Genomic DNA, 26,026 nt, shown 5'->3' on the forward strand with positions numbered 1-26,026 from the left:
CGCCCGGTCCGATGCCGGCGCCAAGGGGCCGGCGCAGTTCGTCGACGGCACCTGGGCCACGTACGGCCGCGACGATGACGGCAACGGCGAGAGCTCCCCGTTCGACATCGGCGACGCTGTCATGGCTCAGGGCCGCTACATGTGCTCCCTCCTCGGCGACGCCAAGAAGTCCGGATACCCCGGCGACACCCGAGGCCTCGCCCTCGCCGGCTACAACGCGGGCTGGGGCGCGGTCATCCGGTTCGGTGGCGTGCCACCGGCCACCTTCGCCGAAGGCCAGACCTACACCTACGTCCGCGTCATCCTCGCCGACCTCATCCGCTTCCAGGGCACGGACTCCCTCGACGTCACCGGCCACGGCAGCGGCCCGGACGCCCTGCGCAGAGCTGCCGCGCGGATGGGCACCCCCTACTCCTGGGGCGGCGGCGGCCCTGACGGCCCGAGCATCGGCTTCTGCGACGGCATCAACGGCTACCTCAACGGGAAGTGCTCCGCCTCGGTGACGGTCGGCTTCGACTGCTCCAGCCTGGTGCAGTACGCCTACTGGCCCTCCACCCACCTGGCGCGCACAGCTGCCGCCCAGTACGGCCAGACTTCCGACCGTCCCATCGCCCGCAGCCAGCTCAAGGTCGGAGACCTGCTGTTCTGGTCCCACGGCGGGTCCGCCTCGATCTACCACGTCGCGATCTACGCGGGCGACGGCACCATCCTGCATGCCCCCAAGACCGGCCGCACCGTCACCGTCCAGTCCATCGACACCGCCATGCCCTCCTCCGACTACTACGGAGCCACCCGGCCCTGACTCCCTCCACCCCTTAAAAGGGGTGTGCCGCAGACCTCGAGAAAGGTCTGCGGCACACGGGCGCGGAGGGCGGAATCTACTTCGCCTTGCCCTGCCTGGCGGCCGGCCCGGTCTGCCGGTGCGCAGCCACCCCAGGCTCAGCCGGAGCCGTCCCCTTGACCGGCTGCGCCCTAGTAGGGCCCATCGTGGACGACTGCGACCTGGCCGCGGCCGTAGACACCGTCTGCCGGGCCGCCGCCGGGGCCTCCCCCGGCGCGTGACGCAAAACCTGGGTCGTCGCCTGGAAGAGCCTTGTCCCAATCTGGCTCGGCGGGCCCTGCACCCAGGAAGTGTCCTTCGCCAGTCCGGCCAGGTGCTCGGAAACCGGCTTCCCCTCGCTCTCCATCTTCGCCATCCGTGCGGCGATCAACGGCCAGTGCTTCGCCGGGACCGCGAGGACGGTCTCCCGCACGTGATCGGGCAACGCGTCCTTGAGTATCTGCGCGTACCGGGCGCTCTCCTGGGGGGAGATCGACAGCTGTCGAAGGGCACGCGCCCGGTCGGTCAGGTCGAGATCCGGGGGGATGTCGAGCTCTTCGGTCAGCGGCCCGTACGACAGCAGCGCGTCCCGGCTCGTGGTCGGAGCCTCGCCGGCCGCGAGTACCTTCGCGACCGCCTGGTCGACGCCCAGCCCCTCATCGTGCGCGGAGGCGAGGATTCGTCGCACATCGACACCGCGCTCGTCCAGCCTCGCCATCGTCGCTGCGATGTCGGGCCACGTGGGCGAGGACAAGATCGCCTCCCGCACCGGCCCGGCGGGCAGGGTCTCGCGGAGCATCCGCTCCCACTCCCCCGTCCCCTCCTGCGCCACCCGCGCCTCGTTCGCGGCGACCTGGTCCCGCACGGTCACCGCGATCTCGCCGACTCTGGGCAGCAGCTGCTCCAAGTCCACCCCGGCCCTCTTCAGCGCCATGAGCTGCTGCGCCAACAGCGGCCAGTCCGCGCCGGCTGTCAGGGCCACGGAGATGTCCGCGGGGAGCAGGTCCTTGAGCTCCGCATTCGCGTCCTCCTTCGCCTGCTCGGCGGCCGGCAGCTCCTCCTCGGCCCCCCTCCTCTGCCGCTGCTGGTGCCGCCGCACGGCGTCCGCGATAGCCATGACCAGACGCACCGACATGACAGCGGTCTGCACCGCCTCGCCCGCCGATTCGGCGAACGGCTCCCCCTGAGCGGGTGTAGCCACGTGCTCTCCCCTCGGTTAGCGGGTCCGCCTCGGACCCTTGCCCTGCTCGTCGCCGGGCCTGCGCTTCGGGGCAGGTGCTACCCCCTTGCGCGTAGGCGCCGGGCTCCTCCCCATACCGCCGGCCCCGGCTGTCGACGACGAGCTCGAACCGGGGGCGACCGCGGCCGTACCGCGCTGCGCCCGCCACCCGTCCAGTCGCCATGTAAGCACCTCAGCGACCGACTCCGCAGAGGACAACTCCCTTCTCCTGGCCACCGTTGCCAGCACATCGGCGGGGTCTTCGCCTGCCCGCTCGACCTCCGCCAGACGGGCCCGCAGCGTGGGCCACGCCGGATCGGCCAGCACGGCCTGCGCATGCTCGGGCAAGGCTTCCTGGACGACACCGGCCATCAGCCGCTCACCCGGTGCCGCAGCCTTGCGCTGCCCGGCCACGGGCCGCGCGCCGGTGCGATTGGGGCGAGGCCGGTACTCACGAGCCGCGCTCGCACCGGCGGTCACCTCCACTGCCTCATGCAGAAGCCGACCGGCCCGCCCGGAGGCCTGGGCCTGCGCGCGATGCTCCTGCGCGTCGTGCCAGCGGCCGGCCGCCTCCACGGCCTGGACCAAGGCCAGCAAAAACCCCAGCGCGGCCGCCGCATCGTTGCGTCCGACGGCGGCAGCCGACTGCGAAAGGATCTGGGCCGACTCCCGGTAGAGCCTGCGCGACTGCCCTTCCAGGGCACGGTCACCAGGGGCCCGCGATGCCCTCTCGAATTCCATGGCGGCATCCTTGATCTGGTTGCGCACCAGCCGCGGTGACACCACCGCTACGACCACGATGAGGTCTCCGAGAGCAGACACATCCCCCGCCCCCTGGTGCAGTCCCTCGGCACCAAGAGCTTCGGCAGCCGCTCGCACCTTCTGCTCGGCCACCTGCCACGCCTCCGCCGGCGAAACGCGGGGCGCCGGAACCGCTGCGCTCCAGCGCTCGCGTACGCGGGGAAGTGACAGGTCCGGGGCCAGCCGGGCACCGGAGAACCAGATCGGTTGCTGCTCAATGTTGCGGTCGCCGGGTAGCGCGACGGAGTAGCCGGTCAGCTTGCCGTCTGCTGCAATCCGTTGCTTCACCCGAAGGCCCGCCGCGGCCAGCCGCTCGAAGAAGTCGGCGTCACCGGAAGCCGCCGCGGCCGCCTCGCGCACCAACCGCTGGAGAGTTGCCCGAGGCGCCTCGCTCAGCCCTCGCCGAGCAGCCTTCTCCTGCTCGCCGGACTTCTGCCAGCGCCCGGCCGTCTTGTCTCCGTGCTTGAGTCGGCGCAGCCCGAACTTCACCTCGAAGGCACGCGCCGACGCCTGCATCTTGACGATGTCCTGCCGCAGATTCGGCTGCCGTCCATCCTCGCGGACCTTCGTCGCGACGAGGTGGATGTGGTCGTCGGCGTGCCGCACCGCAACCCACCGGCAGCCCTCGTCATCGTCGTGTTCGGCGATGCCGGCGGCGTGCATGATCTCCGCTGCGACCTCGGCCCATTCCTCGTCGCTGAGGATGCGGTCTTCAGGGTCGTTGCGCACTGCCACGTGGTAGACGTGCAATTTCGGCTTCTTCCCCCTCATCGCGAACACGGGTGCGTCCAAGAGAAGTGCAAGGTCCGAGATCGTCATGTCGGGCGACCGAGCCGGGTCGTCGATGTAGGGGTCCCAGGCGGCAACCATGTGTGGGTTGGTGTGTTCGTCGCGCCGACCGGGACCGTAGAGGTAGTGGAGCAGGCCGTAGGTGTCGCTTCCCTCGTCGAGCTTCTGCGGGATCACGTCCTGTCCCTCCTCTCCCGCATCAATTGCAGGGTGGCCTCGTCCAGGCGCCGGATGGCAGTCACCAGGGCCCGGTGGACGGAGGTCATCTCCTCGTCCGTCACCTCGCCATCCGAGTTCAGCACCTTCGCGATCTGGTTGTAGTTGACCCCGATTCTCTTGAGCTGCCTGCGGGCCTCGATCAGCTCTGCAATGAGTGCTCTCTGACTGGAAGGCAGCGGCACGACAATCTCTTCTGCAACTTCCACGGAGAGGCGTCCGATCCAGGACGCTGTGGCTTGACGCGCGCGTTCGGCGGCAGCCTTCACGAGGTCATGCTCGTCATCGTTGAACGAGACTTTGATACGTGTCTCGCGAGCGCCGCCGGCCTCGCGCTCGCGTCTGCGCGAAGCGCGGCGTGCAGGTGTCTCATCCGCTGCTGGCTCTGCCATGGCAGCCCCCTCCGGGGTTCCCGGTCCGTGCTCGGACCAATGATCACCAGCCGTCCACCCTACTGAAGAGGGTGGCCGGCGATCCGCTTACTGGGCCCAGTAAGCACTATCTTGCTACCGGTGGCTGAGGTAGGCCTTCGAGTTGCGAATTGCATCGTGGCTGAGCATCAAATGCCCTCCAAACTGCGCTGATTGCGGTGATCCACACGTTGCCGGCGCCATGGCGTGCGTACGATGCGGCCATGTCTGCATACGAGATCCTGCGCAAGATGGAAGCGATTCAAGCGCTCCGTGCGGAGGCGATCCAGCCTCTGGCGGAGATCCAGGGACAGCGCGCCGACCTGCTCCGGCAGCTGGCTGAGCTCGACGAGCCGTACGGCAACGCATATGCGGCCGCGGAGGCCGCGGGGTGGACCGCGGAGGAGCTGTCGGCCATCGGCGCCGAGGAGCCGGTGAAGCGCCCGAAGGGCCGTCCGCGCGGCCGCCGTGCGAACCCGAGGAAGTCCGCTGGGGAGTCGGCCCCGGCTGTCCCCGAGGCGCTCTCGCCGGCGGTGGTCCCCACACAGGGCAGCACAGGGGGTACTGCTCCGGTCGGAGCCACCTACTCCAGCTGAGGGAAGCGAGCAGGCAGAAGGGCCCCGCCGAGGCGGGGCCCTTCTGCGTTCGTGGTCGTCCGGTCAGGCAACGTGGACCGTGGTGGCGGGTGACGCCGGGGTGCGCGGGGCGAACAGCTTGCGCAGGAGCTTCGTGTCGTCGGCCTCGCCGAACAGGTACATCTGCTCGGCCTGCGTGTTCCGCGCCACGGTCCCCCGAGCAGTGACGCCGTGCTTGTGCGCGCCAAGCTGATACAGCTTGGCCTGGTAGGCCGTGACCGGCGCGTACCAGTCCTCGCCCTGAACGGCGGCGGAGACGGCCGCGCCCATGAACGGGGAGACGGCATCGGCGATCATCTGCGCGATATTCCGGGTGCCCTTCGCGCCCACGCGGGCCGGGATGTAGGTCCACGGGTAGTCGCGGCGGAAGCCTACGAGCACGCCGAGGTCCGGCAGGGAGACGGCGGCCTTCCCCTCGCCCTGGGGGACGCTCGCCGGGCGGAACTTGACCCCGTACCAGGGTGCGGTGACGCACTGCCCGACGGTGTTGAGGCGGAAGGATCCGCCGCCCATCGCCTTGCCGGTGGCGGGGTCCACCTTGCGCTTGCCGCGGGTGTCGGCCCACCAGTCCTCGGGGAGGTTCAGCGCGGCGGCGACGGTCACCGTCGGCAGGGCGGGGCGGCCCTGGTAGGGCTCGATGCGGCTGCTGAGTTCCGGCGTCCAGTCCGGGAGCTTGCCCGTCTTCGTCAGGACGTGCGCCCACATTTCCCGGGCCGCCGTCTCGCCGTTGCCGTGCTCGGCGTAGCGGGGCTTGTCGTACCGGGTGGCGACCATCCAGGCGCGCTCGCGGTGGGTGGCCGCGCCGTAGTGGGCGGCGTCGGCGATCTGCCACGAGCACCATGCCCATCCGAAGCCTTCGACGCTGGTGATCTCGGACTGAATCGCCTCGGCGAGGGCCGGTGTCTGCTTCAGCAGGTTGGCGGACTGCTCCATGGTGATGGAGACCAGCGGGGCGCCGATCTGTACCAGGCACATCGGCCAGATGAGCATCTCGGCCATGAGGGCGGTCCGCTCGTCGGAGACGACGGAGGCGGCCCACTCGCGGAACGCGGCGGGGGTCATGCAGGGGGGTAGGTGTCCGCCGCCGCAGAGCTCCCCGTAGCTGTCGGCGTCGGGGTGGTCCTCCATGCCGTCGATGACGTCGCCGAAGTAGTGGTGCGGGCCGCCGTAGAGCGAGCAGAGGTCGTCGACGTCGAGGAAGCCGAAGGCCTCGCCGGCCTGCCACATGATCGACTGGAGTTCGGCGATCTCGTCGGAGTTCCACCCAGCGCGCTTGCCCGCATCGCTGAGGGTCTGGCACGGCGGGGAGCCGTGGAAGCGGTGGGTGTAGCGAAGGGCAGGGTGGCGAGGGTCGAGCGTGCGGACGTCGGCCTGGACAACCCAGTGCCCGGCGGCCCGGGCCGTCGCGGCGGCGTCCCGGTTCCACTCGATCAGGACCCAGTCGCCGCCATCGTCGACCAGGCCGCGGCCGGTGGACATGCCGCCCGGGCCACCGAAGATTTCCACGCCGCGCTCGGGCTCGCCCTCCTGCCAGTCCTTCGCCCAGCGCGGCGGGTACGGTGCCGCGAAAGCGGTGCACTCCTGGCAGTCCGCGCAGGCCGTACCGGTGCCGCAGACGATGCAGTCGGTGTCGCACGTCCAGCCGTCCCAGTCGAGCGTTGCCGGTCGGAAGCCGTTCGCGTACGGGCGCCCTTCCTCGTCCGTCGCCGGGCTCGTGCTCTCGTTGTGCACGGGGGTGTCTGCCATGCCCTGTCCCTCGGATGGTTGAGGTGATTCGGTGTGGCCCTGGGGCCGGGGTGTTGGTCTGGGATTCCCGCCCCATTCCGACGTGTACAATACTCTCAAGTTTTACGTGATGGGTCAAGCCTAAAGGGCCTGCTCAACGCACATTTGAGGTCACGTCAGGCTGTGGTCGACTGCCGGCCCCGGTCCACATCGCGGCAGCGGCTGCCCGCCAGCACCCATCGCGTCAGGGTGCGGTCGCCTCACGCACCTTCGGCTGCGACGGCGTGGGTACGGTGCGCGCCCAACTCCAGCCCGGTGGACGGTGTCCGGGTGGCCACCCAGCGCCCTCCCTCTCGCCGCCGGCACTCTTTGGGGTGCCCAGCGCGCCCGCGGTCGCGGTACCAGCTGGCCACGCGTGCCCTGTGACGGTAGGCGCCCTAGGTGCCACCGTCAGCTCGGCAACCGGCGGTGGGCGGCGGGGCCGGTCGACCTGCGCCGCCTCGCCGCCGTACACGCTCAAAAAAGGGCGCCCTGGGCCAGGTTCGCGTCCGCGGGACGACGGGACGCGCTCACCGGCGCAGCATCGACGGGGGCGGGCTCCGGCCTCGGTGCGGATGTTGGATTCCTGTCGGGCGCGGGCCCGTCCTTCGGGCAGGTGCAGCGGCACCACCAGACGCACGGCGCGTCGTCGGCGCGGGGGATGAGCCGGGCGACGGTCCTGCCCGTGGGGCCGTACACCGAGTCGATGTTGTCGTCCACGTCGGGGCCACCCTTCTGCCGGTGGACGCACAGGTCACATCGGTGCGAGAGGCAGTTCCAGCAGACTCCGCGTTCGCACATGGACCACCGGTAGAAGCCCCACGGGTACTTGCTCTCGATGGGCTGGAAGTGGCTGGGCCACGCGTGCTCGCGCACCCACTCCCCCTCGGCTTCGGGCATCGGGGACGCGTTGGGCACCGGGTCGACCAGGCCCATGATGAGGGCGCCCTGGAAGTTCAGCAGCGGCACGTCCCGAACGACTTCGCGCTCCCTCGGCGTCAGCGTGCGCCGGGGGCGGCGGATGACGGTCCGGAGCGGGCCGCGCGGTGTCCTCGGCGGTCGGGCGGGGCGTCTGCACGCCGGGGCAGTAGCCGCCCTCGTCCGCCCACTGCTCGGCGGCATCGCGCTGCGCCTGGAGCTCCTGCTCGACAAGCGTCACCGGCCGCCGGTAGTTGCGCAACGCGTGGCTGGCGAGCGGGGGCAGGCGGCGCGCGGCGGCCTTCTTGTCGTCGCTGCGGTCGTACTGCTTGGCGACCTGGGTGTAGCGGGCCTGGTAGGCGTCCCGGTCCGTGGCGTAGAGGCCTTCGGGGTATAGCCGGGCGAGTTCCAGCGCGACCTGCCCCATGGGGCTGGGGATGAGTGCGCGGGTGCCGTCGGGCTGTCGGGCGGCGGCCAGGAATCGCGACGCGTACAAGGCCCGGGTCCGCTCGCTGCTGACCTTGCGGCCGCCCGCCCCTGCACCTTCCCGCGCGGCCTGGCGGGCCTGCCCGTTGCTCCAGTACAGGCGGCCGGTCTCGGCGGCCTCCAGCACGCGCAGGTGCCCGGCCGTCCAGCCGAGTTCAGGAACGGCGTCTTCGGCGTAGTAACGGTTCATGCACGCCTGGCGGCGGTTCTCCTCGTCCATGCCGGTGGCGGTTCGCTCCTCGGCCTCGGCCCGGGCTTCCTGACGGCGCCGCTCGCTCTCGCGCTCGGCGTGCTGCTGCGGCGCCAGCGGCTGCTCCAGTTCCGCGCGCAGCGTGGCGGCCGTCGCGTCGAGACCGGCGGCCCTCTGGGCGTGGACGGCGGCGTCGGCGGCGGCCTTGGCGTAATGGGTGAGGGTGTGCTCGGCGGCGCCGTCGGCCGCCCATTCGGCCGCCCACTCAGCGTATTTCTCCGCCTCGACCGCCTGCACGTGGGCGGTGTGCATGGCCTCCTCCAGGCGGGCGGTGCTGCCGGAGCGGCTGGCGCACACGGCCTCGGTGGCCTTGTCGGCCGCGGCGACAGCGAGCGCTGCGGCAGCCTGGGCGATGCGGATGAGCTTCTGCGGGCGGGACTCGGTCCGGTGGGGTACGGGGGGTTCTGTGGCAGGAGCGCCCTGGTGGTCGGTCATCGGCTTCCTTGGGGTGTTGAGGGGTTTCGGTGCGGCCCTCAGGCCGGCGTCGGATCGGGATTCCCGCCCCAATCCGACACAACCAATACTCTCAAGTTTTCAGGTGGGGGTCAAGGCCCTTTCAGATCAGTGGGCCTGACCCTCCGCCGGAAGTGCGGCTGGGCCGCTCAGGCCGTTCTACGGGCCTCGGTGACGATCCGCTTCCAGGTACTGACCGATCCGCCGTGGCGCTCGGCGAGCAAGGCGGCCACCTCTCCCGGCTTGGCCTTGGGCGTGGCCTGGAGCGCCAGGGCGGCCTGGCGGACGCGGGGGTCGGGCGCCTTCTCCGTGGGGCCGGACGGGCGGCCGCCGACGGTTCCGAAGGCGGGGTTCTTGTCGGCGAACTCCCACAGCTGACGCCGGGTGCGGTACTCGCGGGTGCGGGTCGGCAGCTGCTCGATGTACGCCGGGTCGGGCCACCCCGCGGGCGGCTTCTTGCCGTACTGGGTGATACGGCTGGTGTCGACGCCGAGCACGCGGGCCTGCGCGGCCGGCGCCAGGAGCTCGTCCGGGTCGCCGCTGCGGTCGACCTTCGACTCCACGGCGGGCGCCTGACGGCTCTGCTCGAACCAGGTGGTCCACTGCTCCAGGTCCCAGTGCATGACGCGGTCGATGGTGCGGGCCGGCGGGTGGCCGTTCGTCTCGCGGTCACGCCACAGGTCGGCGATGGTGGTCCGGCTGTAGCCGCTGTGCTTGATCAGGTCCTCGCGGTTCGCCCACTGGCGGCCCTCGACGGTCTTCACGGTGTGCTCCTGGTGGTGGGGGTCCTGGGTACGATGATGGCTGGTTCGGTTATGGGTCTGTTGAGGGCCCTCGGTGGCCGGACCGCCGGCCCGGCGGGATTCCCAACGCTTTGCGCCCCGCCGGGCCTCACGCTGTCCGCCGTCAGCTTCGGGCACGCTCGATGATCGCGCGCAGGGTGATGGACTTCTTGAAGGGCTGGCCCATCTCGGCCTCGGCCTCGGCGTACTCGGCGAACAACTGCGGGTTGAGCTGGGCGGAGCGGACCAGGTCGTCGGTATGGGCGAGCGGGCAGGCCCGGCAGCTCAGACGGCGCATGCCCTGGTCGTACGCCTCGTGGTGCGCGATGCCGTTCTCCCGGTGGACTTCCCAGACCTGCTCGGTGGTGAGCCGGTGGATCGGCAGCCACGTCGTCACGACCCGCTTCGTGCCCTTGCCGCTCATGCGGTGGCGCTCGACCTCGGGCTTCTTGGCGCGGGCCGGGGACTCCTCGGCGCGCATGCCCATCGCGTACCCGGCCCTGACCGGGCGTCCCAAGTTCAACTCGGCGCCGACTTGGTCCACGTAGTCCCGGCCGGGCCCGGTCTTACCCTCGGCCGTGCAGTAGCGCGCGAAAAACCCGGGCCAGTTCCCGTGGGCACGGATCCGCTGCCACAGCGACCCCCAGCGCTCGTTGCGGCGGACGGCGAAGGGAACGCCGTACTGCTCGGCGTGCGCACGGGCGACGTCGAGCGCGCCGGGCCACTCGACCAGGTGCCCCCTCTGGGTGGTCCCGAGGTCGCAGTGCAGCACGTGGACCTTGTGGAGCTGGCCGGCCTTGTCGGCCTGGGTGCACACCTCGTGCACAAGCGCGCCGGAGTCCTTGCCGCCGCTGTCGCCGACGATGACCACGTCGTGGGCGTCGAAGTCGAACTCGACGGGCGCCTCGGACGCCGCGGGCGGGGCAGGCGCAGGGAACAGCTCCATCTGGGCGGCGCACCCGCTGCCGCACGGCGGGGTGAAGGTCTGCTTCGTCATGGTCTTCTCCTGGTTGAGGTGTTCGGTGCGCTCGCGCCGGGCCCCGGCGGGGGAACGGGATTCCCGCCCCGCTCCCCCGCCGGACTGGCGCCGGTCACTCGACCCGGTCGACCCGGGCGTAGTTGTGGAAGTCGTCGCTGACAACGAACTCGGTCGGCTCCACCGGCGCGCACACCCAGGTGGCCATCGGGCCGGGCGTCTCCTGCTGGCCGCTGAGCCACCGGTGGATGTCGGCCCGGACCTCGAAGAGGCTTCCGTCCTCCTCCTCGGCAAAGAACGTTGAGGTGCCGCCGAACCCGTTCTCGTCCGCGTACTCCCACACGCAGACCAGGTAGGGGCCGCCCTCGTCGTAGATGCGGCCGAAGACGCTGCGGATGTCCCGGGCGCTGTAGCCGTCCGCGAACCTGCCGTGCAGGTGCGCGATGTCGCCCAGCGGGTCGGGGCGCCGCAGGTCCTCCGCGGCCTCCATGCTCGGCGCAGGCGGCTCCTGGTTCTCATGCTCGCCACCGTGCTGAACGACCAGGTCGCGCACGGCCTCGATCGGTACGTCCCCGTACAGCGAGCCGCCGCGGAAGGTGCCGCCGGTCAGCCACTCCTCCAGGTCGTCCTTGTTGCCCCAGCCCTCCGCGTCGGGGGCGGCCAGCCCCGGGTAGAGGAAGACCTCCTGCGCCACGGCGGCACCGGGGCAGATCTTGAGGGTGAGCAAGTGGCCGTCGGCGAGGCGGATGCCGTTGAAGTCGCTGCCGTCGGTGGTGAGGCTGTCGAGTCGAGGCGTGCTGGTCATCGTTGGTCAGCCCTTCGGTCAAGGTGGTTCGGTGTGGCCCGGTCGGCGGGATCCCCGCCCCGCCGGCCGGGCCTTCTCGGACGCGCCGCAGTCGGCGCGGGACCGGGGCGGCGTGGTGGCCACCCCGGGGCGCATTCATCAGGTGTTGCCGGTCGCTGCTGGGCGCGCTGGCCGTCAGCTTCCCGGGTGGCCCTCCACCACGGCCCAGGCCCACTCGTATGCGCCGACGCAGTAGTAGCCGTCCTCGGTCGGCTTGAGGACGTTGCCCGAGTCGGGGCCGTCCTGGTCGAACCACGTCCATTCGATCTTCAGGACAAGCGCCCTCGGGTCTCCCTCGGCGTTCACGCCGCCCTCGTGGACGTGGATGGTGGGTGCGAAGTCGTAGCCGTCCCGAACGGCAAGGGCGGCGTGGACCTCCGCGATCCGGCGGACGGTGCCCAAGGTGAAGTAGGGGATCACGAAGCCGTTCCAGCGCTCGGCCGGGTCGATGAGGGCGGGGTACGTCGTGGTTCCGTCGGCGGTGACGAGGGTCTCGATGTATGCGGGGTCCGCGGAAACGATCACAGGTGGCTCCTGTCTGGCCGCATCGCTGGCGCGCCTGACGCAGCGGGGCACGGCCGGTTGAGGTGTGCTCGGTGGGTGGGGTCCACGGCCGGGCGGGGATTCCCGCCCCCGCCCGTCCGCGGGGTGATGGCCGGTCAGGCCTGCTGCGCGCCCATCTGGAGCATCAGCCAGTCCGAGCCGCCCTTGGACCGGACGAGTCCGGCGTAGAGCAGCACGGTCTCGTCCTCGGTGAGGGCGCGGACGCCGTTGTCGGCGAGGAAGGCGTCGATCGCCTCCAGCGGCTCGTCGGCGTACTGGAAGGTGTCGGTCAGGCCGTGGATGCCGGACGGCTCGCCGTCCTTCCAGAGCTGGACGGAGAAGGTCCGCAGGACCGGGTCGAAGACCGGCCTCAGCTCGGCGTTGGCGGCCTCGGCCCCGTCGGGGTCGGAGAGGGGAAGGCGGCTGAGGTTCTCGAAGTCGATCACGATGTGCCCTTCGTTGAGGTGGTCTCGGTGTCGGCCCGCGGGCCGGTGCCGGTTGGGGGATTCCCGCCCCCCTTCCGACATAACCAATACTCTCAAGTTTTTGGATGTGGGTCAAGCCTGAAAGGCCAGGCCAGAGGGGCATTTCACGGCAAGTTTCCGCACGCCTTCACACGTCCGGTCGCTGGCCGGTCGGACCGGCGAGACCAGCAGCGCTGGAAGCGGCGCCGAGTCCAGCCGGATCGCGGCAGCGACCCGCTCCCCCTCAGCCGCAGCCGGGCGGTGTGCTCGCCTCACGCTCCCGCATGCGCGACGACGGGGGCACGGCCTGCGCCCTCGAAGCCCGAAGGCCGGCAAACCGGACAAAAGCCAGGCACCCCTCCCCCGCCGCCAGCCGCCTTGCCACACGCCCGCTCACCCGCAGCCGCCAACGCAGCCGGCCACGGAGGCTTTCGGACCGTAGGCGCCTCACCCGGGCACGCCGACACCAGGCCCATGGCCATCAGTCCACCGATCTGATTGGCCTCCGCTCGGGTCAGCGCTGCTGCGGCTTGCGCGGCTGAGGCTGTTCGGGCCCGCGTCGCAGGTGACCTGCTTGCTCCGTGCTGCCCGGAGCAGGCTTCTTCACGGGGCGCTTGGCCGTTGTCGACCGGCCTCGGGCCGCGGCCGCCGACACCTTCGGTCGGCCCCCCGGCATCGGTTTCGCCAGAGCTTCGCCCATCTTCCTCAAGGCCCCGATGTCCAGCTGGTCCACGACCCTCCCAGCCGGCGGGGTTCTGCGGCTTCCTGGCCGAGGGGCCGTGTAGGCGGTCGCGGCGTCTCCGAGGCGGAGCAGGGCCTCGGCGCTGGGCAGTGCGCCACCTCGCTCGTCGGCTCGGGCTCCGTCCCCGCGGAGCCTGCGGGCAGCGGCCTGGGCCAGCCCTGCGATCCTGTCGCACGCCTTGGCCGACAGTTCCCGTAGGAAGCCGCTGGCGCGTTCGTCGCCGAGCAGCCGGTCGAACTGCTCTCCGGCCCGCCGCTTGACGACCGTGAGCAGGTGTCCCATGGCGCCACGGACGGTTTGGATCTTCTGCCACTCCGGCAAGTCCTGGAGCAAGTTCGAGAGGGTGTCCGCCTCCCGCAAGCTTTCGTTGACCGCTGCCGCAGCCTGGTGTTCGTCGCGCTCGGGCGTCGGTTCGGGCGCGGCCGGCGACGCGTCCGCGTCCGCTGCGGGAACGTCGCTGGCCGCCTCTGCGATGAGGCCCTGGAGGGTGACGAGGTCTTCGCGTACCTCGTCGTGCAGGTCGGCGGACGTGCCCCCCGTGCCCCCATTCGCAACGGTGTCGTCCCAGGCGGCGAGGAACTCCTGGAATGAGTCGTGGAGGTCAGGATCACTCTCGCGTGCGGACTCGGGGTCGGGGCGCTCCTCCTGGCCTTCCTCCTTGGCTGCGTACACGGAGACCGGCAGCTCGTCCGTCCCCCACAGGGGCGCGTGTTCTGCCCCCTCCGCTTCCTCAGATGTGTGCCTGGCGGACTGGGGGTCTTCACGCGGCGTCGCAAGCTCGGGTACGTCGGGCGCCGCGGGCGCGGGCTCTCCTGTGAGACCTGCCGTGACGTCGTCCGTAGGGTCGCTCTCTCCCTCGGCCGGCCGGAACGCAGCGTTGGAGTCATCGGCGGGCGTCGCCTCGGGTGCCTGGTCAGCGGGCGCCGTCGGCTCTTCGGCGGCGGGCAGCTCCGGCTCTCCCATGATCGCATCACCGGCCTCGGCGGCGTCCGGCTCCGAGGGCTCCGCTGCTTGTGCCGTCGGCACGTCGTCCCTTGCGATGTCGGACGCCGGCGGGGAGAGCTCGGCGGCCGCGGCGGCTTCCTGCTGCGCAGCGTCCACGGTCGCCCGGAGGCGCTCCTGGAGGCGCCGGACGTCGAAGAGCACGTGCGCGAGGGGGAACACGAGGGTTGCGCGGGTCGCGCTGCCCGAAGAGGGGGGCAGCGTTCCGTTCCAGGTGGTTGCGGCCTGCTCGAGGGCGTGGAGGTCGGCGGCCATCATCCGGGCCCCCCGGCCTGCGGCATCTGCCACGTCGGCGAGCCTGGTGGTGAGCTCGGCGTAGTGGCGGTTGCTCGCGTAGTTGGGCGAGAGCTGCCGCGCGGCTGTCTCGATGCTCAGAGCGTGCTGGGCCGCGAAGGTGCGCAGTTCGCTGCGCACCTGTTCGGCCCGGTCCTGGAGGTCGCTGCCCGGGGCGGCGACCACGGGCTCGCCCAGCGGGGAGCCGGTGACGACGGCCCACATCACCGCCGCGTTCTCGGCGGCGGTCTCCGGGGTGTCGACCAGGGTGGTGACGTCGGGTGTGGCCAGCTGCATACGGGCGTACCAGCGGCCATCGGCCGTGCGTTGCAAGGTGGCGATGCTGGCTCCCTCGCGGCGCACTTCGCCCTGGTCGGCCTGCCCGTCCGTGCCCTCCAGGTGCAGCCGGTGCTGGTCGTAGGTCAGTGGGAAGGAGGTGGTGAAGCGCTGAGACCGCGCGGGTTCGTCGTGGCCGGCGGTCTGCTGCTGGGTCGGTGATTCCTGGTCCGTCGCACCGGACCGGCCGGGGACGGCCTCCGCGTCTGCGCGGGCCGCCTCCAGGGTCGCCTGGAGGCGCTCTTGCAGGCGGGTGATGTCGTACCGCAGCTGCGCGAGCGGGAACGCCAGGAGGCGCCGCTCCTCGGTGGCCTCGGCCGGCAGGGCCCCGCCCCACCTGTTAACAACAGTGAGGACACCGGAGAGGTGCACGTCCATCTGCTGGGAATCGTGGTTCTCAGCGGGGGCCTCGGCGAGGACCTCCAACCACGCGCGCAGTTGAGGCAGATTCCTTTCGGCTTCGCCCGCCTCCTCCGCTGCCGCGGTGATCAGCGCGAGGTGCTGCAGGGCGGCATCACGGAGGTCGGTACGCAGGACGTCCGCCCGTGCGAGCGTCCCCGTGGCTTCGGCGGCGTGAACGGCCTCTCCGTAGGGCACCTGGTGGAGCACCGCGTACAGCAGGGCGCCGGAGGAGGCGGCCTCCTGGGGGGTGTCGGCCGGGCGCGCCTCGTCGGCGACTGCGCCCTCGACCGCCAGGCGGGCGATCCAGCGGCTGTCCGCAGTCGGGGTGACTCGAGCGACGAGTGCGCCACCGACGTGCAGCTCACCGCGCTCGGGCCCCTGTCCGTCTCTGCCGAACAGGTGGAGCTCGTATCGGTCGTCCGTGAGGAGAGGTACGACTTCCGTGTAGGGCAGAGGCGGGGGCGGGTCCTCAATGCCCGTGTCCGCCGCGCCGCCGGCCTCGGCCGCCGCAGACGGTCCGCTCTCGGTCTGGTCGTCAGGTGTGGCCATCTGGGCTTCCTCCAGTGCGGTCTGGACCGGCGTTTCAGCGGGCGCTGCCTCGACGACCGGCGCTGCGGCCCGCGGGGCGGGCGCGGGTGCGGGCTCCACCTGTGGCACGTCGGTAGGAGAGGCTTGGTCTGCGCCAGGAGCCGGTGCATGCTGTGCCAGGCCCTGCTGGGCGGCGCCTGCCCCCGTCTGAGGGGTGGGTGGGGACGCGCCGTTGTCCGCCGCCGCGGCCGCGGATTCAGCGGTGGGAGGTTCAGCGGTCGTGGACACCTTGAGCACTTCGCCGTCGGCCGGCGGGGCTGGGCTCTGCTCGGCGTGCTCCGTCTTCGCTTCCGTGCTCCCCGCACTGGTGCTCTGCTCTGCTGAGTCCGACTCGGGGGCTGTCTTCTCCTCGGCCAAGGAGGCAGGCGTCGCCTGCGAGCGGAAGGCGATTTCGGGCTGGGATGCCTGGGACTCGGGGTCGCCCGCGTCGACTCCATCCAGGACTTCACCCTCGTGGTCCGCGGCCCCCACACCGGAGAGGTTTACGGCTGACGGCTCGCCCGGCATGCTTCCCGGGACCGCGACGAGCGCCGCCGCGGACGGTTCGACCGGCGACTCCTCGGCGGCGAAGGCCTCGATCGTCGCCTGCGAGCGGGCCGCGAGCTCCTGCGCCGCTGCGTGCAGTTCGCCAAGCGGGTCGGCCAACTCCGCGCCGACGGCCGGCGCCAAGGCTCGGCTCCAAGCGGCAACGGCGTAGAGGCGCGCCAGGACTACGTCCGGGCCGCCGATGTCGGCGGCGGCCTCCAAAGCGGCCCGGGCACGGGTGTAGGCCTCGTCCAGGGCGGCGATGGGGTTGGTCGCGGGAACCCGGCTCTCGCCCCGGCGCGCCTGGTCGTCGTCGAGGTAGCGCCGCACGCCGGGAAGCTGGATCCACCGCCGGTAGACCTCGTGTAGCTGGCCGGCATCGGCCTGAAGGTCGGCGTCGTCCGTGAACGGCTGGGCCGGGCCAAGCGCGGGAACGTCGAGAGGCGGCGGCACCACCACCAGGCCAGGCAGTCCCTCGCGGTGGGATTCCGAACCCTCGTCGGGCGCCTGGGAGGCCGACGGTGCCGCTACATTCGTCACGGCGTCGCCAGGGAACGCGTCCGTGCCCGGGCCGCCCTGATGCCGAGCACGGTCGGCACCAGGGCGGGCGTCGTCCTCGGGCAGGTTGCCCGGCGGCAGCGGCTGGACGCCCTCCGTCGCCTCCCTCTCCGTTCCGCGAGGGAACAGGTCCATCTGCCCCTGGGCCGGTTCAGGTGCCGGTCGGACCCTGACCTCAGCGAGGGAGAACTCGAACACTTTGGCGTAGTTGCGGACTTCCCGACTGACCAACGCGGCCTCTGCCAGCTGACGTGACTCCTCGGTCTCGTCGAGGACGGCCTCGAGCCGGTGGTCGTAATGGACCCAAATGCCCGAGACGTCCCCCAGCCCCACCGTGTGCAGGCGCGTGCGGCCCTCGGACTCCACCACCTCTACAACGAGCCTGGAGACCCACAACTCGCCGTTCATCCTGTAGTCGTGGATCACATCACCCGGCCGTACCTCAACCGGAGCCACGACCCGATAGCCGTCAGGCAGGGAGGCCGTCCACGCCGGAGCAGGCAGCGGTGCCCCATCGTCCCCGCGAACGGCCATGAACCGGGCCTGCCGGAACGACTCCGAAGCCCAGAACTCGACCCCGGCGTCGGTGCGCAGGACAGGATTGGAGCTTTCCCTCACCACGCGGGCGGTGACGAGCTCACCGTCCTCACCTCGGTAGTCCGCGTACTGGCCGACCTCGTAGCGCAGGTTGAATCGTCGCTCGTAAGGGAGGCGCTCCGCAGGTGTCGCCTCGGGTCCGGGTGGCTCCCCACCCCCGGCGATGAGAGTGCCGCGCGGCAGGGTCTCCGCGGCGTCCGGGAGCATGGTGTCGGCGAGCTCAAGCGCGCGAACGTCGAGGGGCGGCGGTAGAAGCTCCAGGCCAGGCAGTGGGGCCACGGACTCGGATGCGGCCGCTTGGGCGGGCGCCGCGTCCTGTTGCAGCTCACGGACGAGAACGGACTCCGTGGGCGGGCCGTCCTCCCGCTCTTGCGCAGCGGAAGGCTCCGTGGCCTTGACACCGGAGGCGGTTTCGCCGTCGGTCGGCGGCGCCTTAGGCGCTGATGTAGCGGCCGCCGGGGATCCGCTCCTCCCTACGTCTTTCTGCTTCGTCTCCGGCTGCTCGTCGAAGTCCGCGGGGGTGGGTCGCCAGCCGGGTTCGGGCACGCTGCCGTCGGCCACGGCAACAGGTTCGGGCTCCGGCTCTGGCTGCTGAGCCTGGCGGGCGAACTCCGACATGGTGGCCTGGGTGCGCGCGGAGAGCAGGTGCGCTGCCTCGTAGAGCTCCTGGAGCGGAGCGAGGAGGTCGGCGTCGACCGCGGGCTCCAGTGCCTGGCTCCAGGCGGCGACGGCGTGGATCCGGCGGAGGATCTCGTCCGCGCCGCCCAGCGCATCGCCGCGCAGGGCGCCCTCTGCTCGCGCGTAGGCCACGCGGAGCTCGGCGATGGGGTTCTCCAGGGTGCCGAACCCGTCAGGGCGAGCATCGAAGTCCTGCTGGATGTAGGCCTGGACGGCGGGCAGCTCGCTCCACTGCCCGTAGGCCTCGGTCAGCCGGTCGACGCCCCGTGAGATGTCGGCGTCGTCGGCGTATGGCGGAACGTCGAAGAAGGTCGGCAGCTGATCGAGGTTGGGCGGGGTGACGTCGAGGACCGGCAAGCGTGGGAGTGCCTGGGTTGGCTGCTGCCGCTCGTCGCGGCGAGCGTAAACGACCACGGTCCGGCCGGCGGCCGCCAGGACGCGCACCGCGGTGTCGACTCGGCCCTTGCGGGTGGGCTCCTTCCAGGCCCTGGGCAGGTAGTAGCCGCCGACCCTACGGGACTGCTTGAACCCGCCGCCGGTCCACAGTGCCGCTTTGGCCGTCTTGTCCTCCGGGCTGATGCCGTAGACGAGGGTGTCGTCGCCGTTGTGGAGGATCCAGACCGGGTCGCGGCCCTGGTCGTCGAGGGCAGGACGGTGGACATCGCGGCCGTAAACGACGGCATGGTGGTTGGCCATGCGCTGGGCGACGACCGCGGCGTCGTCCGTACCACGGACGGTGTCGCCCTGGACGTCGCCCAGGTACTGGTACTTGGTGTAGCTCCACTTCGCCGTGGCGACCTGTCCGCCGGTGCTGTCGTAGAGAGCCACCGTCCGGCCGGTCTCCAGGTACGTGTACCCCTCTACACCCGGTACCGGCTCGGCGGGCAGCGGCTCAGGATCGGGCCCGGATTCGCGCGCGAGCGCGTCCGGCTGGGTCGGCTCCGTGCCGGTGGCCTGCGCGTCGGGCGCTGGCGGCGGCCCGTACCGGTCACGGGACACGGCGAGTTGCTCGTCGCTGGGCGGGGGGCTCTCGCGCAGGGCGACGTACAGAGCGTCGAGCGCCAGGGTGCGGGCGTCGGTCTCCGTGCCCCGGCGGAAGTGGATCTCGTGGTCGAGGCGCCCGTAGGACCATGCGGGCAGGGACGGGGACCGGGTGGCAGTGTCGTGGGCGACGGCAGTGTCGATCCAGGCGGGGAGTTCCTCCCACAGGATCGTGGTGGAGACATCCCTCTGGGCGATGGTCAGCCCGGTCGCGTTCGTCGACACCTGCACCTCCCCGTTGCCTTGCAGGGCGGGTGGCAGCGAGCTGGAGGTATCGGCGTAGTACGCGGCGACGGGTGCCTGCTGCTGTTCGACGATCCACTCCCGGACCCGCTCCGTGGGCACGGTGTCGGACGCAACGCTGGGCGGCTGGCCGTCCACCGCGACGGCGCTGACCAAGCCGAGAACCTGCTCCTCGCTGAGGACGGCCCGGATGGCCCACCCGGCTGACTGGTGGATGCGAGCCGCCTGCGGACCGCCGATGTGCCCGACCATCACCCGATCGCCGAAGCCGTCGATCAGGCTCTGGAGCGGCTTAGGGTCCGGCGCGGGGGTCTTTCCGGCCGCCGGGGAGGCCGGAAACGGTGCCGGGGTGTCGGCATCGATCCGCAGCTGGTCGTAGAGGGCAGTGGACGCCGCGGCGTGCAGGCGCTCGCGGTCCTGGTAGGCCTCCTCGCTGGCCCCAAAGTATCGCCGAGCCCACTCCGGCCAGTCGGCCGTCGGGTCGCTGTACTGGTCCATCAGCCAGTCCTCGGCCCAGTCGGCGAAGGCGATGGCGAAGTTGCTGGAGTCGTTGGCGCGCGCGGCCTGTTCCAGCCGCTCGACGCCAGAGGCCCCGGTCAGAAGGGCGCGCAGCCCCTCGTCCCACAGCTGTGGGTCGGTCAGTCGCCGGGCGCCGGCCGCCGCGGTCTGCGGTGCAGGATCGGGCTGGCGTACTAGGTCGGGCTCCGTGGCCGGGGCGTCTTCCGGTGCCGGGGCCGGCGCTGCGGGCGCCGCGCCGGTTCCGGCTTCCGGGGCGGGGCGCGGGGCGGGCGGCGTGGAGGACAGGGGCGGCAGGTCGACCACGGTCCCGGGCGGGGCCGCGAGGATAGCGTCGAGGTCGACGGCACCGTATCCCTCGCCGGTGTCGGTCAGCAGGTTGACGAGGCTGATCGAGATGTCACCGAGCAGGTCTCCGGCTTCCCGGCGGGCCTGGCCGACCTGGTAGGTGACGCTCTCGTTGGGGCCGGTGCGGAAGTGGCCCCGGCCGCGGTCGGCGGCCCCTGAGATCCGTGCGGCGAGGTCGTGCAGTGGGTTGTCGGGGTCGGGCTCGTAGCCGTAGCCGGGGCGGGTGACGTAGTCGGCTGCGGAGGCCGTGCCGGTCAGGCCATGCCGCTGGAAGAGCGGTTCGTAGTACCGCAGGATGGTCGCAATCTTGACCATCTCGGGAGCGGGCTGCGCCTGCTGTTGAGCATCGGCAGCGGTCGCCGCCTGTGCCGGATCCAGGGCGGGATCGGCGCTGGCACGGGCCTGCTGCCGGACGGCGGCCGCGGCCTGGCCGTGGAGCACGTCCCGCGAGTCGTAGGCACGATCGTCGAGGTAGGCGTAAACCCACTCCGGCCGGTCCCGGGCGTCGGTCGCGTACCGCTGCACCCAGGCCCGGGTCCACTCGCCAAAGGCCCCGAAGAACGCGCTGTCGGCGGCGTTGCTCTGCGCCCACGCGATTACGTCGGGCTCGGCCAGCCCCGCGTCGGTGACAGCCTTGAGGGCCTCGAAGAACCGGTCCGGGTTCTCCAGGTGCGGCCGAGGAGGCTCCTCGGCGGGCGCGGGGCCCGGGGCGCGGCGGACGGTGCCGACGATCTGGCCCTCGCTGCGGACGATGGCGGAGCCGCCCATCATGCCGACCATGACGGCGGCGTCGTGCATCGCCACGTCCGCCTCGGTCATCTCCGCGCCGGCGGCGCCCGGGTCGAACGGCGGTCCCGACTGGCTCTCGCGGCCGGAGGTTACTGCCGCGTCCGAGATCTGCGCTTCGAGAGTGGCCCGGCGGGCGCGGACTTCCTCCAGCTCGGCGTGCTTGTCGAAGGGGCGGCCGAGGTGGGGCCGTGTGTCCTCCAGCGCGGTACGCATCTTGGCGACCTTGCCGCGGAGCTCGTCCGGGGCGGTCACCGCGGCGTCGGCGGCTTCTCCCAGGGCCTTGGTGATGCGCCAGGTCTGGCCCTTGCCGAACCAGGGCAGGTTCAGCCGGACGTCGACCTGGTGCTGGCCGGGGACCACCAGGTGCGCGTACGACTCGTACGCCACGTTGCCGAACTGCTGCTTGCGGTGCCAGGTGAAGCCGACGTTCAGACCGCGCCAGGTGTATCCGGCGTCCAGGTCCAGGGTGGAGCGCGCGCCCTGGGCGGACTGGGCGAGGGCGGCCGGCACGTCGTCGGGCTGGACCAGGCGGCCGTCGGCTGTGCGCCAGGTGTCGTCGGCGGCGGCTGCGGTCACCGCGTCGGCCATGGCCTGCATGGGGGCGAGGGAGCGTTCGGCCTGGCCGATCTCCTGGTCGAGGATCTCGACCTTGCTGTGCATGCGGCGCTGTGCCTGGCGGTGGCCGTCGGCGGCGTTCAGCAGGACCTGGAGCTGACCGTTGACGTCGGCGAGCTCCATCAGCAGCGGGTTGCCCGCCACGATGGCCTTGGCCGCGCCGAAGCCCGCGCCGACGGCGTCGATCTCCTCGATGACGCGGCCGACCCTGCGGCCGGACAGGATCTGCACGATGGGCCGCTGCTTGCGCTCCAGCTGCTGGAACATGTAGCTGTCGAAGCTGTTCAGTGCCAGGTAGCGGAGGAACTGGACGGGCTTCCCGAGCTTGATCATCTTGTTGCCCGGGCGGTCGAGTCGGCCCTCCCGCTGCTCCCACTCGTCGGGCCGGTGCGGCGGATCGACGTGGTGCAGGGCGACACCGCGCGGCTGGACGTTCACGCCCGTCCCGCCCTTCTGGGAGGACATGAACAGCACGTTCACCTTGCCCGCGCGGGCATCGGTGAACAGCTGCTCCTTGGCGAGGTCGCTGTTGTAGTCGTGGATGAAGCGGATGCGCTCGCGCGGGATGCCGGGCAGTCCCTCGTCCGGCAGGCCGGCAACCAGGCCCTTACGGATCTTCCCGTAGACCTGGCTCCCGCGCTCCTTGCTCGGGGTGCCCAGGTCACAGAACAACAGCTGCAGGGCGCCCTCGACATCCTGCGGGTCGTCGGGGAACTTAAGGTTCTTGGTCTGGTTGTGGATCTCCAGAACGTTCCTGACGACGGCGCCGACCTTGCCGGGACCGTCCGGGTCCATGCCGACCAGCTCAAGGTCCAGGGCGGCCTTGCGGCCGTCCGTGATGACGTTGAGCATGTTGTCCTCCCACGGCTTGACGTTGCCGCCCTGGATGTCGTCGATCCGGGCGGAAATGCCTTCGACGTAGCGGACCAGGTTCGGGGTGGCCTCGATCTCCACGAAGCGCTCCTCGCGCTCCGGTCGCTCGATCTTGAAGTCCTCACGGGGCCGCAGCTCGGCAACCTCGTTGAACAGGGCGATGGCCTCGTCCGCGTTGACGTAGTCCACCGGTCGCCGCTTGAGCCGGAAGGACACTCCGTCGACGCCGACCTCGGGGCGGGTCTCGAAGTTGATGTGGTTGGCGGCCCAGGCGTCCGGGGTGCCGAGCCCGAGACTTTCCATGCGCATGGGCATCGTGTAGTGCTTGAAGACGTACATCTCGCGGACCGAGTTCGAGATGAAGGTGCCGCTGTAGAGGGCGACGACGTTGTCGCGGCCGGTGCGCTCGCGGGTGACGAGGATCTTCAGGTCGAGGTCGGTGGCGCGCTTGGACGGCTTGCCGAGCGACATGCCTTCGGTCGTGGCCGGCAGGGCGAGGTTCTTGAACAGGTGTGCTTCGTCGACCTGGAGGAAGTCGACGCCGAGGTTCTCGTAGGTGACCCCGGCGTCGACGGCCTTGGACCGCAGGTCGGAGGCGCGGGCGTCGAACCGGTCGACCTGCTTGGCGATCTCCTTGATCCGTCGCTGGTTGGCGTCGTCGCCGTCGATCGCGCCGAGGGCTTCGCGGTAGTCGTTGGCCAGCTCTTCCAGGTACGTCGCCTCGGTGACCGGGTGCACTCCCAGGCGGCCGAAGGAGCTGTGCGTCATGACGATGGTGTCCCAGTCGCCGGTGGCGCAGCGGGCCGCGAAGAGCATGCGGGAGCGGGCGTCCGCGAGGTCCTTCTTGCCCGCCATGAGGATGTTGGCGTTGGGGAAGAGCTTTTTGCCGTCGCGGGCGATCTGTTCCAGCAGGTGGTTGGGGACGACCACCATCGGCTTGTTGACCAGGCCGAGCTGCTTGAGCTTGAGCGCCGTCATGAACATCGTGGCGGTCTTGCCCGCGCCGACCGGGTACGGGCACAGGGAGCCCTCGTCCGCGGACAGCACCCGCTGGACGAAGTCCCACTGGTGCGCGTACGGGTTGAAGCCGGGGTCGAGGCCGTCGACGGTCAGGTGGGAGCCGTCATTCTTGCGCAGGACGGTGCTGTTGAAGCGCCGGTTGTAGTCCGCGGCCAGCCGGTCGGACCGTTCGGGGTCCTCCCACACCCAGCTCGCGAAGCGGCGGTTCAGGTCGCTGAGCTTGGTCTCGGCCAGCAGGGTGGCTTTGTCGTTGCGGACCCGTTTAGAGCCGCCTTCCGGGGTGCGGAAGGTGTCGTAGACCTTCGGGCTCTGGCCGTTGAGGGCCAGGTCGAGGAGCTCGAAGGCGTCGACCCGGTTGGTGCCCCATTCGCTGGTGGCGGATTCGGGGATCGTCATCGGGGTGTCGACGTTCCAGGTCGCCGTCTTGACGACGTGGGTGATGTCGACGTCCACGCCGAGGAGCTCCTCGGCGAAGGCTGTCACGTCCTCCACTGGGATCCAGGGTGCGCCGAGCTTGGCCTTGATGTCCTCGGGCTGGAGTGGCTCGGGCTGGACCTCCCGCAGGGCCTCCGCGTGGCGCTGGAGGTCCTCACGGCCCTGCGTCAGGAGGAACTCCACCCGCTCCAGCTTGTCCACGACCGGCCCGGACAGGTACTCGCCCACGGTGAGGAGGTCGCCGGTGTCCGGTTCGGCGAAGACCAGGTCCCCGAGCGCGCCGGCGACCTGGTCCGGCTCGATGCTCAGCAGCTGGGCGATGTAGGGGACATCGACCTGGTTGCGGAAGTTCAGGCAGAGCGACAACGCTTCCTCGGGATTGTCGGCCGAGGTGGGACGCTCGATCCGCTTGTTGACCCGACGGGTCTGCAAGGCGGCCTTGGACGCGGTCTGCGTCTCGTCGTCGAAGTCCTCCAGCGCGAGGACGGCCACGAAGTCGGGGTCGCGGCGGAAGCCGCCCAGACGCGGGTAGCGCCGGCTGACGGCAGCCTCGCCGGTCTCCTCGTCGACCTCGCCCTGCGCGATCGTGTACCGGTTGATCGGGCCGTGCACGCGGGCGTACGCGTCGTAGAGCCGGTTCACCTCGGCGCGCAGCGGCTCCAGCTGCTCGTCGCTGGTGTCGTGGTCGGTCTCCGCCTCGATCAGCGCCAGGGTGGCGTCGCGCAGCCTGATCAGCTTGGGCAGTTCCTTGCCCGCGCGCGCCACGGCGACGAGCTCGCCTTCGATGACCTCGTGCGGCTTGCCCTCCACGAGGTGGAAAGAGCCTTCCTTGCGTCCGTCGTCGCGGACGGGGAACGGCAGGGTGTCCAGCGTCCAAGCCTGGGCGCCGGAGGACACCTTCCACTCCCGGCCGGCGGAGCGGGCCTTGGCGGTGATGTCGGCGAAGGCCTCGCCGAGGACCGCGGGGAGGTCCTGATCCTCGGGGGCCTTCACCGCCAGGGTGTGCCCGTACTGGGCAGCCCGGCCCGACTCCCACGCGCCGAGCACGTGGGACGGGTTCGCCAGGAAGTAGTCGTTGCACTCCTGGTCACTGACCCCGGGCACCCCGCTGGTGCCCATCCAGCTCTCGTCGATCGACTCGTCGGCATCACGCCGGCGTACGACCAGGATGTCGGCCAGGACCCCGGTGCCGCCCTCGGCGAGCGCGCCGTTGGGCAGTCGGACTGCGCCCAGCAGGTCCGCGTGCTTGGCGATGGCCCGCCGGGCGGAGTCGTCGGAGGCGTCCATCGTGTAGCGAGAGGTCAGCAGGATCGCGACGCCGCCCGGCCGCAGCGCCTGCACCGACCGCCAGATGAAGTAGTTGTGGATGCTGCCGGTGACCGCCTTCGGCGCGGTCTTGTCGAACACCTGGTAGTTGCCATAGGGCACGTTGCCGAGCACCGCATCGACAGAGTTCGACTGGAGCGAGGCGTCCTGGAGTCGCGCGTTGATGATCTCGGCGCCCGGGTGGAGTAGGGCGGCGATCCCCGCGGTCGTCGGGTCCCGCTCCACGCCGAACCAGTCGACGTTGAGGCCGTCGGGGGTGTGCTTGATGAAGGTTCCCGCGCCGCACCCTGGTTCCAGAACCCGGCCGCCGTTGAAGCCGAGACCTTGCAGGGCAGACCAGCAGGCCTGGGTGATTCGGTCCGGGGTGTAGTAGGCGGTGGGCGTGCCCTGTTCGGCGTGCCGGTACTCCCGCGGGGACAGCAGCCGTTGCAGCTGTTCGCCGATCTCCGCCCAGGTCCCCTCCCGGTTCGGTGAGAGGGCGGGAGCCAGCGGCCCCCAGCCGGGCCACTGCCGTAGCGTGCTCAGCTCGTCCTCGGTGGGGTCGGTCTGGTCCTCGCGCAGCCGCAGCAGGGTCTCGATGGCGGCGACGCTCGCGCGGGCGCGGCCGATCGGCCCCAGTCGCGATTCCGACTCGGGCGGCTCAGGGGCAGGGGCAACCGGCGTGGACATGAGGTTCTCCAAGCAGCAGGGCCCGGCGCAGCCTCAGCGCCGACGGCCCTATGGGGCGGTCGGGAGGAAGGGGCAGCAGC

At 71.1% G+C, this 26,026-nt stretch carries 13 protein-coding genes; 2 read left to right on the top strand and 11 right to left on the bottom strand.

The genetic code is table 11. The features are described 5' to 3' along the window. Positions 1-802, top strand: an 802-nt coding sequence (locus tag IF43_RS0116600) for an NlpC/P60 family protein (RefSeq protein ID WP_037888864.1), incomplete at its 5' end; no start/stop codon positions are given. Positions 803-878: 76 nt separating this feature from the next. Here IF43_RS0116600 and IF43_RS0116605 read toward each other — a convergent pair. From IF43_RS0116605 to mobC, 3 genes are read right to left on the bottom strand one after another with little or no spacing between them, the layout of a single operon-like run. Then, positions 879-2,021, bottom strand: a complete 1,143-nt coding sequence (locus IF43_RS0116605; RefSeq protein WP_051795452.1) for a hypothetical protein — start codon at positions 2,019-2,021, stop codon at positions 879-881. 15 nt (positions 2,022-2,036) lie between these two features. Then, positions 2,037-3,806 (bottom strand): hypothetical protein, encoded by a 1,770-nt coding sequence (locus IF43_RS0116610; protein ID WP_030200614.1) that lies wholly within the window; start codon positions 3,804-3,806, stop codon positions 2,037-2,039. Continuing rightward, positions 3,803-4,237 (bottom strand): plasmid mobilization relaxosome protein MobC, encoded by a 435-nt coding sequence (gene mobC, locus IF43_RS39510; protein WP_078910216.1) that lies wholly within the window; start codon positions 4,235-4,237, stop codon positions 3,803-3,805. The genes IF43_RS0116610 and mobC overlap by 4 nt, the downstream gene beginning before the upstream one ends. Before the next feature lie 242 nt (positions 4,238-4,479). Here mobC and IF43_RS0116620 point away from each other — a divergent pair, with 242 nt between their 5' ends. Beyond that, positions 4,480-4,851 carry a hypothetical protein gene (locus IF43_RS0116620; protein WP_030200620.1) on the top strand — a complete coding sequence of 124 codons (372 nt, stop codon included), beginning with the start codon at positions 4,480-4,482 and terminating at the stop codon, positions 4,849-4,851. A 63-nt stretch (positions 4,852-4,914) separates the two neighbouring features. Here the strand turns inward: IF43_RS0116620 and IF43_RS0116625 are convergent, their stop codons facing one another. The 8 genes from IF43_RS0116625 to IF43_RS0116660 form a co-directional block, all read right to left on the bottom strand. Further along, positions 4,915-6,636: a DNA cytosine methyltransferase gene (locus IF43_RS0116625; RefSeq protein ID WP_030200622.1), complete on the bottom strand. Its 1,722-nt coding sequence runs from the start codon at positions 6,634-6,636 to the stop codon at positions 4,915-4,917. A gap of 495 nt (positions 6,637-7,131) precedes the next feature. After that, positions 7,132-7,776: a DUF6248 family natural product biosynthesis protein gene (locus tag IF43_RS43880; protein WP_369405187.1), complete on the bottom strand. Its 645-nt coding sequence runs from the start codon at positions 7,774-7,776 to the stop codon at positions 7,132-7,134. A 1,134-nt stretch (positions 7,777-8,910) separates the two neighbouring features. After that, a complete protein-coding gene (locus IF43_RS0116635; protein ID WP_051795459.1) occupies positions 8,911-9,525 on the bottom strand; it encodes a hypothetical protein in 615 nt (204 codons plus the stop codon). Positions 9,526-9,667: 142 nt separating this feature from the next. Then, on the bottom strand, positions 9,668-10,540 hold the full coding sequence (locus tag IF43_RS40760; RefSeq protein ID WP_051795461.1) for a phosphoadenosine phosphosulfate reductase family protein: 873 nt from the start codon (positions 10,538-10,540) through the stop codon (positions 9,668-9,670). Between the two features lie 94 nt (positions 10,541-10,634). Then, a complete protein-coding gene (locus IF43_RS40765; RefSeq protein ID WP_030200633.1) occupies positions 10,635-11,324 on the bottom strand; it encodes a hypothetical protein in 690 nt (229 codons plus the stop codon). A 174-nt stretch (positions 11,325-11,498) separates the two neighbouring features. Next, complete coding sequence (locus IF43_RS0116650) at positions 11,499-11,888, bottom strand: hypothetical protein (RefSeq protein ID WP_030200635.1); 390 nt, start codon at positions 11,886-11,888, stop codon at positions 11,499-11,501. Positions 11,889-12,022: 134 nt separating this feature from the next. Then, positions 12,023-12,352: a hypothetical protein gene (locus IF43_RS0116655; protein ID WP_158939351.1), complete on the bottom strand. Its 330-nt coding sequence runs from the start codon at positions 12,350-12,352 to the stop codon at positions 12,023-12,025. Between the two features lie 532 nt (positions 12,353-12,884). Continuing rightward, a complete protein-coding gene (locus IF43_RS0116660; protein ID WP_030200641.1) occupies positions 12,885-25,946 on the bottom strand; it encodes a hypothetical protein in 13,062 nt (4,353 codons plus the stop codon). Between the last annotated feature and the right edge of the window lie 80 nt (positions 25,947-26,026).

Source organism: Streptomyces sp. NRRL S-87, from assembly GCF_000719335.1.
Lineage (GTDB): Bacteria > Actinomycetota > Actinomycetes > Streptomycetales > Streptomycetaceae > Streptomyces.